The 9,270-nt window shown below is 43.8% G+C and carries 11 protein-coding genes; 2 read left to right on the plus strand and 9 right to left on the minus strand.

Going from position 1 to position 9,270, the window contains the following annotated elements:
- The coding region (locus tag AC1DUA_RS20070; protein ID WP_477501455.1) for a sodium:proton antiporter at nucleotides 1-503 on the plus strand (503 nt) is incomplete at its 5' end.
- Nucleotides 504-659: 156 nt separating this feature from the next.
- The gene (locus AC1DUA_RS20075; RefSeq protein ID WP_477501456.1) at nucleotides 660-1,223 is read left to right on the plus strand and encodes a CBO0543 family protein; all 564 of its coding nucleotides are present in this window, start codon (nucleotides 660-662) and stop codon (nucleotides 1,221-1,223) included.
- 47 nt (nucleotides 1,224-1,270) lie between these two features.
- Here the strand turns inward: AC1DUA_RS20075 and AC1DUA_RS20080 are convergent, their stop codons facing one another.
- From AC1DUA_RS20080 to AC1DUA_RS20120, 9 genes are all read right to left on the minus strand, one after another.
- Nucleotides 1,271-1,636: a hypothetical protein gene (locus AC1DUA_RS20080; RefSeq protein WP_477501457.1), complete on the minus strand. Its 366-nt coding sequence runs from the start codon at nucleotides 1,634-1,636 to the stop codon at nucleotides 1,271-1,273.
- A gap of 221 nt (nucleotides 1,637-1,857) precedes the next feature.
- Complete coding sequence (locus AC1DUA_RS20085) at nucleotides 1,858-2,883, minus strand: ROK family protein (protein WP_477501458.1); 1,026 nt, start codon at nucleotides 2,881-2,883, stop codon at nucleotides 1,858-1,860.
- 353 nt (nucleotides 2,884-3,236) lie between these two features.
- Nucleotides 3,237-3,605, minus strand: coding sequence for a RidA family protein (locus AC1DUA_RS20090; RefSeq protein WP_477501459.1), 369 nt, complete (start codon nucleotides 3,603-3,605; stop codon nucleotides 3,237-3,239).
- Nucleotides 3,583-4,590, minus strand: a complete 1,008-nt coding sequence (locus tag AC1DUA_RS20095) for a serine hydrolase domain-containing protein (RefSeq protein ID WP_477501460.1) — start codon at nucleotides 4,588-4,590, stop codon at nucleotides 3,583-3,585. The genes AC1DUA_RS20090 and AC1DUA_RS20095 overlap by 23 nt, the downstream gene beginning before the upstream one ends.
- Nucleotides 4,591-4,594: 4 nt before the next feature.
- Nucleotides 4,595-5,752, minus strand: a complete 1,158-nt coding sequence (locus AC1DUA_RS20100) for a M20 family metallopeptidase (protein ID WP_477501461.1) — start codon at nucleotides 5,750-5,752, stop codon at nucleotides 4,595-4,597.
- Nucleotides 5,753-5,775: 23 nt separating this feature from the next.
- Nucleotides 5,776-7,029: a threonine synthase gene (locus AC1DUA_RS20105; protein ID WP_477501462.1), complete on the minus strand. Its 1,254-nt coding sequence runs from the start codon at nucleotides 7,027-7,029 to the stop codon at nucleotides 5,776-5,778.
- Between the two features lie 51 nt (nucleotides 7,030-7,080).
- Nucleotides 7,081-7,851, minus strand: coding sequence for an ABC transporter permease (locus tag AC1DUA_RS20110; protein ID WP_477501463.1), 771 nt, complete (start codon nucleotides 7,849-7,851; stop codon nucleotides 7,081-7,083).
- Nucleotides 7,852-7,943: 92 nt separating this feature from the next.
- Nucleotides 7,944-8,861, minus strand: coding sequence for an ABC transporter permease (locus AC1DUA_RS20115; RefSeq protein WP_477501464.1), 918 nt, complete (start codon nucleotides 8,859-8,861; stop codon nucleotides 7,944-7,946).
- Between the two features lie 26 nt (nucleotides 8,862-8,887).
- Nucleotides 8,888-9,270 (minus strand): hypothetical protein (locus tag AC1DUA_RS20120; RefSeq protein ID WP_477501465.1); only part of this gene is annotated, 383 nt, incomplete at its 5' end.

Consider the following 9,270-nt stretch of genomic DNA (forward strand, 5'->3'; position numbering starts at 1 on the left):
TGCTTCTTCTAACCGGTGAACACGCCATGGAAAACGCTTTTACCAAAGTGGAATGGACCACAATTTTCTTTTTCGTTGGGCTCTTCGTGCTTGTCTCAGGTCTTGTAGAGACCGGCGTCATCTCGAAACTAGCCGCGCAGGCTATTGAGTTGACAGGAGGTAATCCAATCGCGACATCGATGTTAATTTTATGGCTCAGTGCGATTGCTTCCGCTTTTCTAGACAATATCCCATTTGTTGCGACGATGATTCCAATGATTCAAGAAATGGGTAATATGGGTGTAGACAACTTGGAACCACTATGGTGGAGTCTAGCGCTAGGTGCATGCTTGGGTGGTAATGGCACATTAATTGGGGCAAGCGCCAACTTAATCGTAGCAGGACTGTCAGCCAAGGAAGGCCATCCGATTAAATTTGTTACTTTTATGAAATTCGGCTTCCCTCTCATGTTGTTTTCCGTCTTACTAGCCAGTATTTACATTTATATTCGATACTTAATTTAGCGCAGGAGGCGCACTTTTTGAAATAAACCTATGACTGGAATAAGAATACCGATTTTGCAAAGAAAATTTCATTATTATTCATAAATCTGCCCATAATATGATTATCTACAGATTTACTTTTACATTTATACCTACAGACTATGGGGCGAARAGAAAATGAATTCTTTAGAAGAGGATTATCAGAAAATAAGCGAATTAAAAAATCAACTAATAGAATTAAAAATTAAGTTTTGGATTCAGTACGATGTATTTACACTTCACTGGTGGATTCTTTCAGCCGCTTCCATCCTTCCATGGCTCGTTTGGTGGAAGCTTGCTGAGAGGAGCAAATTTAATATCCTCATCTCATGCGGCCTTTTATGGATGATAATTTCAACAATATTGGACGAGATAGGGCTTTCACTCGGTCTATGGGAGTATCCTCAAGAACTCTTCTCATTCATCCCTCCTCTTTTTCCAGCGGATATGTCTATACTTCCTGTTACATACATGCTCATTTATCAATATTTTCCGAGAGGACGCTCTTTATTTGTGATGACTTCGATTACTGCAATTACTATTGCATTCATCATAGAACCAATTTTTATCCAGTTTAACTTGTATAGGCCAAGTGGCAACTGGAAGCATGTTTACACAATGATTGTAATTATTAGTTTAAGCTACTTCATTAAATGGGCAGCATATAAATTACAGAAACAAGTTACAGAGCCTGCTCTTTAGATCAGGCTTTTCATCATCTTTAAAGACATTAAGAAAACTTTAAGACATCACAAAATTTTCCCTTCAATAATACATATCCACTTATAATAACTAAGAAGAATTAAAAAAAGTATGGGATCAACCATTGCTGAGTAACCCAAGTTCCACCACCCATAGTGAAAATACCCCCAAGGGGCTGGTAATAGAGCAATTAACTCATAAATTAAGATGCCTACCGTCCAAATAAAAAAACAAAAAACTTTTTTGCCAATTCTCCCTCTTAAAGGGTAATGATTAATAAACATCATATTTACAGGTGGCACAAGTACCGTTCTTGCTAAAACCCCTTGCCAATCTATTTCATCTTTTGAAAAATACCAATAAGCTTCAAATTTAAATTCAATGAGCAGATCAAACAATAGCTGAAAGGCCATCGTAAAGGTCCAGATATGCAGGATCTTATTGATGCTCAGGACGTTATTTGTTTTCAATGCCGTTATATTAAATAAGACAATTGAACATATAAGCAATATCATATGTAGAACCCTTCACTCAATTGTTGAAGTTCATAAATGCTCCACTGGAGTTTTCTTTATATCATGCCAATAAGGATTTCATTTATACATAAATTTTGGATGATACGCGCCTTCGATTATTAATGAGATGACCTATGTCCCCAATGAGTAAAACCAGTATGAGCACTGGCGTGCGTACGCTGGTTCAACTTATTGTTTGCATACACAGCCGCTCCAATCATTCCTGCTCGACCACCTAATTTTGCTTGAATGATTTTACACGTTTGAGAAGAAAGCTTTAAGGCATGGTTTCCAATAGTTTCGCGAACTGAATTTAGTAGGCGATCACCAGCTTCCGACATTCCTCCACCAACAATGATTACTTCTGGATTTAGCAAGTTGATAACATTAGAAAGTCCAAATCCAAGCATTTCTCCTGTTTCATGCATTACCTCAATTGCTAAGGAATCTCCAAGGTCGTATGCATCTGAAATCATGCGTGCTGTTATTTCAGTTCGATTGTCTCCTACCCATTGCTGGACTACACTATCTTTACCTTCCTCCATTTTTTCTGTGAATGTTCTAACCATTCCAATCGCTGAAACGTATCTTCCTAGACAACCTGAACTTCCACATCGACAAGGTCGACCTTGCCTAAACATATTCATATGCCCGATTTCTCCTGCACTTGCAGTTGTACCGTAAAGTATCTTTCCATCATTCACAATACCTGAACCTAAACCTGTACCTAATGTAATCAACACCAAATTTTTGTAACCTATCCCTGCACCAAAGATCCATTCTCCATATAAATTTACTCGCACGTCATTGTCAATAAATACAGGAAAGTCAAACTCGGCTTTCATCTGGTTCACCACATGAATGTTCTCCCAATCTGGAAAGTTTGGTGAAAATATAGATAAACCTTCCTCTGGATCAAGCAGACCTGGAATTCCCATACCCATGCATTTAATCAAAGCCCGATTGATTCCCTTCTGTGAGATCATCTCTAGAATAATACTTTTAATTCTATTCAACACATGCAATGGTCCTACTGATGCTTCAGTCTGGTCACTTCTTTCGTGTATTAATTGAAACTCTGAATTAAATATTGAAGATTTAATATTAGTTCCACCAAGGTCTATTCCAATAATGTACTCGCTCATCGTTAGCCTACCTTTCATAATTTTATAATTCGGGTGTCATTCCAGTCAAAAACACGTCCCCCATAGCCTTAATATTCAGGTTAGCACCATTTTCCTGTTTATGTAAATAATAAATAGAAGCTTAACTCCCCACGCAACTTAAAAAGCCCGCAAACTCTTCTGCGGGGCTTATCGTCATTCCTTTATCGACTAAAGTTACGTACCCGAACTGCACTAATATAATCTACCCTCCGATACTTTTAACAAAAAGAAGAGCCGCTATGCGGCCCCTCATCTATGAAATGCCTGCCGTCCATCCGGCGTGCAAACATCCTTATCAAGGTGAAAATTAACGTTCAACCCGTACTATCAAATTATGATTTGATTTGAACAATCATTTCAATTTCAACAGGAGTGTTAAAAGGTAAATCCGACGTACCAATGGCTGATCTAGCGTGCTTACCCTGTTCACCAAATATCAATTCCAACAGTTCCGAAGCCCCATTAATAACATACGGCTGGTCCGCAAATCCAGAGGCACTATTAACGAACGCCAATAATTTTACTACTTTCTCGATTCGATCCAAGTCACCCAAATGGGCCTGCAATACACCCAAGAGGTTTATCATCGTTTGCCGGGCTGCTTGTTGTCCCTGTTCGATCGTCAGATCCTTGCCTAATTTACCTTCAAAAATAAGTTTTCCATTATCACGGCAATCATTACCTGAGGTATTTAATAGCATTGTTGGAACGTGCCGGATGTACGCGATTCGTYAACAGTACGGCGAATAAATCTGCTTCCGGATCCATCCATATACTGGTACCTGTAAAGCCGGTATGCCCATAGGAGGACATGGAGAACAAATCACCCGCAGGAGAATCATGACTGTCCTTAGCTTGCCATCCAAGCCCTCTAGCCAATTTCAAGGATGACGTCTGATTGCTTGTCATCAGTCGAACCGTCTCCGCCTGTAAGAAACGGCCTTTTGCAGTTTCTCCTAACCGGAGCATTGTTTGGCAAAGCCGACTCATATCCTGGACTGTGCTGAACAACCCGGCATGACCTGCAATTCCTCCCAACACGACCGCATTCTCGTCATGAACTTCACCAATCACCATCTTATGACGCCATTTGCAATATTCGGTTGCAGTAATACGATGGTGCAAGTTCCTTCCTGGTATAAACAGGGTTTCGCTTAATCCGATCGGCTCCAATACCATCTGCTTCAGTACGGCATCCAATCGGCTACTGGAAATCGCTTCTATAATTTCACCTAAGATCATATAACCTTGCGAGGAATATTCAACATCCGTGCCAGGCGCATAGCGCATCGGAAGATTTCTCACAGCAGCCAACATCTCCTGTCTCGTGGCCGATGTTTGATATAAGGGCTGCTGTCCAGGTATCCCACTTGTATGTGTGAGCAGCTGACGGAGCGTTAGGTTGGCTTTATCTGTGTCTTTGTAGACAGGCAAAAAATGAGCAATCACATCATCCAAAGAACATTCACCCTGCTCCAGCATCACCATTAATGGCAGTACAGCGATTGGTTTGGTCACGGAAGCCAAATCCCATATACTATCTGGTTGTACCGCTGGTCCATCCCAAAAAAGCGTTCCGACCACGCCCTGCTCTGTCAGGCTGGTTGAACTTCCAAAGGCATAAGCTGCACCTGAGAATGCTTCCTCATCACGAGCCTGTTGCAATAACTGAGTTATTCTGCTCATTCAATCACCTCCCTATAAATTGCCGGGCAATGCGTTCATAAATTTGTACCGCTTGTTCCACTTGAGCAATCTCGACAAATTCATCCGGCGCATGTGCCTGATCCAAACTGCCGGGCCCCAGTATGATCGTTGGAATGCCGGCAATTGTGACTAGCTTGCTCATATCGCAGCCCGCCCTGAATCCATGAGGTGTTTGTGGTTTCCCCACCACATAATCAACCGCTTCTAGAGCGGTACCGACGATCCTCTCCGATGCCAATGTCTCGGAAGGAATGGTTGCCACCACAACTTCAATAGTGTCCAGCGCAAGCTCAGGTAGCGATATTTTCAACGTATTCAGGATATCTTCTAGCTCGCTATCCGCATCCGCATGTGTTTCACCAGGGATCAACCGACGGTCAATGATGATTTCTGAATAATTAGGAATCGTATTTTGGCGAGTTCCACCCTGTATCATCGTGACTACCGCACTTGCTGGTCCAAGCAGCGCATGGGGAGTAAGCGATAACTTGGTATTCAGTCTCTCATACTCCATAATAAATGTTGATGAATGGATGATCGCATTGATGCCAAGTTCCGGCTTTCCTGAATGTGCAGCACGTCCACGGAAACACAGCTTCCGCATATAGGTGCCTTTATGCGCAATTGCAACTTCCAACCCGGTAGGCTCGCCTACAACCGCACCATCTGCTTGAATTCCTTGTTGAACCAAGTGGAGCGAACCCAGACCACCCGATTCTTCCCCCATCACTGCGGTAAGAACTAATTTGCCGTTCAAGTTTCTCGGATCGTTTGCGATGTTTTCCATAGCAGCCATCATACTAACCAGACTTCCTTTGGCATCACTAGCCCCCACGCCATAGAGTTTGCCCTCATCCAGACTTAACCTCGGCTCAAAAGGCGGACTTGACCACACTTGTCCCTTGGGAGAATTGACATCCATATGGGTATTGAAAACGAGACATGGACCAGGACCGTAATCTAGCGTAATGATCACATTGTCCTTTCCCGGTTCGACTGTCTGCCTTACGACTTGTGCACCGAAGCTCCTCGCCCAATCCTCCAACCAATTAGCTACCTCAGCCACTTCGCCAGGAGGATTTGGAGTGGGATGCGCTATACATGTCATTAATGCTTTAATTACAGGGCTTGGTTGCTGCACAATATCATCTCCAACCTTGAGCTCTACTTCCATAATTCGGTCAAAAGCTTGCTTAAATCATCAAAGTTCGCGTTCAATCTTAATTCCGATTCGGCTGTTGCCTGTTGAATGACTGATGGCTGCTTTAAGCCGCTTCCGGTAATGGCACATACGACACAATCATCCGGTTGAACAAGGCCATTGGAGACAGCCCGCTTCAACGCCGCAAGCGAGGCGGCAGAGGCAGGTTCGGCACAAATCCCTTCGTTGCCCAGCCATTGTACCGCTTCGATAATCTCCTCATTTGTCACAGCCTCCGCGAACCCGCCTGAATCATAAACCGCATTCAACACCCGGCGCCCTCCTTGAATCGGAGCGTCGGCCGCAATACTTTGTGCAATCGTTTGGGTAGGATCACCATGTTTCTCGGCATGTCTTGCTCCTTGCTTGAACGCTTGGACAATCGGCCCCGTAGCACTCGGCTGCACAGCAACCATCTTGGGGAGTGAATCGATCCATCCCAGCTGCTTCAACTCACTAAAGCCTTTCCAAGCTCCCCAAATACCTCCACCTGTACCAACGGGGTGAATCATCACGTCCGGAGCCTTCCAGCCCAATGCCTGACTGATTTCGTAAGCATAACTCTTCATCGCTTCGTGACGGGTCGGATTAATAAAGTTCACAAACTGATATAAACCCAAATCCTTCACGGCTTGCTCAAGCATAGCTGAAATATCTTCCATACTTTCAAAATGCAAAGTAGCCGTATGAGCACCATACAAACCGATTATCGCCTTCTTGATCGGGTTGGCCAAATATTCAACCAGAACAGTTGCATCTAGTCCCGCCCGACTTGCGTACGCAGCAAAAGACGCTCCTGCATTACCGGAGCTGTAAGTAAGACCCCGTGATATTCCCAATTCCTTCGCAAAACTAACTGCCAAGCTAAATCCACGATCCTTAAAGCTACCTGTAGGCATCAATGCATCATTTTTAAAATACAGCTTGGACAGTCCGAGCTTCCTTCCAGCGTATACAGATGGTAGCAGCGGTGTGCCGCCCTCACCCATGGATACAACATTAGCACCATTCTGCAGGGGGTAAAATTCATGCCAACGCCACATCGAGGGCTCGCGAGAATCAAATTGCTTCGGCTGCAGTTCACGCTTCAATCGGTCCAAATCATACTGAATTTCCAGTAACCCGCCGCAGCTTGGGCATGTATTTAAAGGTTGCAGCAATTCAAATATCTCCGTGCAATTATCACAGGTATAATGGGTTGCATAAGACCAAGTCATCTGCTTTCTTCCTCCTTAAAGCTGTCTATCAGAAATCGCTGCCTAACTTTTTTAACGCCCTTTGGCTTTCGGATTCAGTTTATCTCTCCAAATATCACCCAAGATATTAATGGATAACACAATTAACATAATGGACACGCCTGGGAATACAGAAATCCACCACGCTGATTCCATATACAGTTGCCCTTGGTTCAGCATGTTCCCCCAGCTGGGTACACTGACAGGAACGCCAAGTCCAAGGAAGCTAAGTGAAGATTCCGCAATAATAGCAGACGCCACTTGGAACGTAGCAATGGTAATAACCGGCGAAAAAATATTCGGAAGTATATGCCGAAAGAGCAAGCGAAAGTCACTAACCCCAATGGTTTGCGCTGCGACGACGAAATCACTGGATCGTATGCTCAAAACCTCTGAACGAATGACCCTTGCGTAAGGCACCCAGCCCGTAATGCCAAGAACAATAATCAAATTATTCAAGCCGCCACCTATGACAGCTACGATAGCAAGCGCCAATAAAATCGTAGGAAAAGCCAATTGGATGTCTGCAATCCTCATCATGACGTGGTCTAGTGCGTTGTAAAATCCAGATAACAAGCCTATGATCGTTCCCAGCACACCTGATATTACGACCGCTGCCACACCTACAAGAATAGAAACTTGACTGCCATAAATAATTCGGCTTAATAAGTCCCGTCCCATATTATCAGTGCCTAGCCAATAGCCATCTTCGGACCCGCTGAGCCAAAACGGCGGTTTAAACCGCATTAATAAGTCCTGTACATTCGGGTCATGCGGCGACAATTTCGTAGCAGCCACCGCCATAATGAGGAAACCTCCAAGCACGCACATCGATAACCAATTAAACAGACTGCCATATTTCCCGTTCACTATTCGTTTTAACGTAGGTATCCCCCCTATTTATATTGGATACGAGGATCAACAAGTGAATAACAGATATCAACAATCAAATTAACCAATACAAAGATAGCAGCCAAAATAATGATTGCTCCCTGAACCAGAGGATAATCGCGATTATAAATTGATTGTACTAACAGTTGTCCGACACCTGGCCAAGCAAACACTGTCTCTGTTACCACGGATCCTCCCAATAATGCTCCAATCTCCAGGCCGACAATCGTAATGATCGGTAGCAGACAATTGCGTAAAGCATGCTTCGAAATGACAACCACTGCAACCAACCCTTTGGCTCTGGCTGTACGAATATAATCGGAATCGAGAGCCTCAATTAACGATGCCCTTAATAATCTGGCAACTAGCGCCAGTAGATGAATTCCAAGTGCAAAGGCAGGCAGCACGATGTGACTGATCCCGCCAATACCTCCAGTCGGGAATATTCGCCAATGCACGGAGAACAGTAAGACCAGCAGAATCCCTACCCAGAATACAGGCATGGATTGACCAAATACAATTAATGACATAATACCTTTTTCAGTCACGGTACCCCGTTTAATTGCCGAGATAATGCCGGCAGGAATAGCAACGACAAGAGAGAATAGCAAGGCTGCTCCGGCGAGTTGAATTGTCGCCGGCATCCTTTCTATAATAAGTTGTAACGTATGCTCACCATAGCGCAGCGAAACTCCAAAATTTAAATGCAGCAGGTTCAACAGATAAATGCCATACTGTTCAATGACTGGTTTATCCATGCCTAGAGAATGCCGAAGTGCTTGCGCCTGTTCAACCGTAGCATCAGGAGTTAGCATGATGCCTACCGGATCCCCGGTTAGCCTTGTAATAAGAAATACGACCGTCGCTACCCCGAATAATACAAATATGGCGTAGAAGCAGCGACGCAGTATATAAGATAGCAATAGATATCACCTCCGCAGCAGACAAATCATTTAATGGATGCTTTGTACATGGACAAGATGCCGACCGGATTCGGTTTCCATTCGATATTGTTGCGGATACCGTAAAGGCCATTGATTTGATATAAGTAGATGAATGGCGCATCTTCTTTCAAAATTGTTTGCAACTTCGTGAAAGCCTCTTGTCGCTTTTGAGGATCGATGGTTTGTTCTTCTTCATCGACCAGCTTATCAATCTCAGCGTTAGAATATCTGTTGTAGCGTCTATCACTCTTGAGATACGATTGGAAATTACTCATCGCGTCCATGGTCCAGCCTGTATTACCAATAAAATACATAGGTGAAGTCTTTTTAGCTACCAAATTGGCCGTCAAGGTTTTGCTGTCCATCAAGTTAAGCTGCACCTTAACCC

The sequence above is a fragment of the Paenibacillus sp. 01T422 genome, from assembly GCF_056398785.1.

Bases quoted from the DNA above. Each gene is read 5' to 3' on its own strand.
- AC1DUA_RS20090 (WP_477501459.1), bottom strand. From the start codon at position 3,605: ATGCTATTAAATACCTCAGGTAATGATTGCCGTGATAATGGAAAACTT.
- AC1DUA_RS20080 (WP_477501457.1), bottom strand. From the start codon at position 1,636: ATGGCCTTTCAGCTATTGTTTGATCTGCTCATTGAATTTAAATTTGAA.
- AC1DUA_RS20105 (WP_477501462.1), bottom strand. From the start codon at position 7,029: ATGACTTGGTCTTATGCAACCCATTATACCTGTGATAATTGCACGGAG.
- AC1DUA_RS20110 (WP_477501463.1), bottom strand. From the start codon at position 7,851: ATGGCGGTGGCTGCTACGAAATTGTCGCCGCATGACCCGAATGTACAG.
- AC1DUA_RS20075 (WP_477501456.1), top strand. From the start codon at position 660: ATGAATTCTTTAGAAGAGGATTATCAGAAAATAAGCGAATTAAAAAAT.
- AC1DUA_RS20085 (WP_477501458.1), bottom strand. From the start codon at position 2,883: ATGAGCGAGTACATTATTGGAATAGACCTTGGTGGAACTAATATTAAA.